Consider the following 1,315-nt stretch of genomic DNA (forward strand, 5'->3'; position numbering starts at 1 on the left):
TGAACCGCACCGGGTTTGCCGGAGGCTCCAACTCCTGAGTAGGATGGAGCATCATGAGCAAGACGACAAACAAGTATTCTCCGGAAGTCCGCGAGCGCGCCGTTCGCATGGTTCTGGATAATCAAGGGCAACATGACAGCCGCTGGCAGGCAGTCATGTCGATTTCCGCGAAGATCGGCTGTGCGCCCCAGACCCTGAACGAGTGGATCAAGAAGGCCGAGGTCGACAGCGGCAAGCGCGCTGGCATCCCGACCGACATGGCAGAGAAGATGAAGGCGCTGGAGCGGGAGAACCGGGAACTGCGCCAAGCCAACGAGATCCTGCGCAAGGCGAGCGCATATTTTGCGATGGCGGAGCTCGACCGCCGGTCGAAGTGATGGTCGGGTTCATCGACGATCAACGAGGGGAGCACGGGGTCGAGCCGATCTGCAGGGTTCTGCCGATCGCCCCGTCCACCTACTACGATCACCTGGCGAAGCGTGCCGATCCGGCCCGGTTGTCGGAGCGCGCCCGGCGCGACGTCGTCCTGCGGCCCCAGATCGAGCGCGTGTTCGAGGAGAACTGGAGGGTCTACGGCGTGCGCAAGGTCTGGCGTCAGCTGGATCGGGAAGGCTTCGATGTCGCCCGTTGCACAGTCGCCAGGCTGATGAAGGATATGGGTATTCAAGGCATTATCCGCGGCAAGCCGCACAGAACGACGGTGCCGGACAAAAAGGCTCCATGCCCTTTGGACAAGGTGAACCGCCAGTTCCGTGTGCCTGCGCCGGACATGCTGTGGGTGAGCGATTTCACCTATGTCGCCACCTGGCAGGGCTTCGTCTACGTCGCCTTCGTCATCGACGCCTTTGCTCGGCGCATTGTCGGATGGCGCGTGAGCCGCACGGCTCATGCTGGGTTCGTCCTGGATGCCCTCGAGCAGGCCGTTCATCAACGACGGCCGGGAGCGGGATTGGTGCATCACTCCGATCGCGGATCACAATATCTGTCGATCAAATACACCGAGCGACTGGCTGAGGCCGGAATCGAACCTTCGGTCGGTAGCGTCGGTGACTCTTATGACAATGCCCTCGCCGAAACGATCAACGGTCTCTTCAAGGCCGAGGTCATTCACCGTCGTGGACCATGGCGCAGCTTCGACGCCGTGGAATATGCCACACTAGAATGGGTCGACTGGTTCAACAACCGCCGCCTGCTGGAGCCCATCGGAAACGTCCCGCCAGCAGAGGCCGAAGCAAACTTCTATGCAGCTATGGAAACCTCAGAAATGGCCGCGTAGCTTATATCAACCAGCCTCCGGCAAACCCGGTGCGGTTCA

The 1,315-nt window shown here is 61.0% G+C and carries 1 protein-coding gene and 1 other annotated feature; the gene reads left to right on the forward strand.

All coding sequences use genetic code 11. The annotated features are described in order from the left end of the window. Positions 1–53: 53 nt before the first annotated feature. A protein-coding gene (locus CSC94_RS23935) for an IS3 family transposase (RefSeq protein ID WP_099308856.1) occupies positions 54–1,276 on the forward strand; the annotation gives its coding sequence in 2 pieces (ribosomal slippage) (positions 54–342 and positions 342–1,276; 1,224 coding nt in all). Beyond that, positions 335–451 (forward strand) — a sequence feature (AL1L pseudoknot). (Overlaps the previous gene by 117 nt.) Positions 1,277–1,315: the final 39 nt, after the last annotated feature.

It is taken from the genome of Zhengella mangrovi, assembly GCF_002727065.1.
GTDB classification, from domain to species: domain Bacteria; phylum Pseudomonadota; class Alphaproteobacteria; order Rhizobiales; family Rhizobiaceae; genus Zhengella; species Zhengella mangrovi.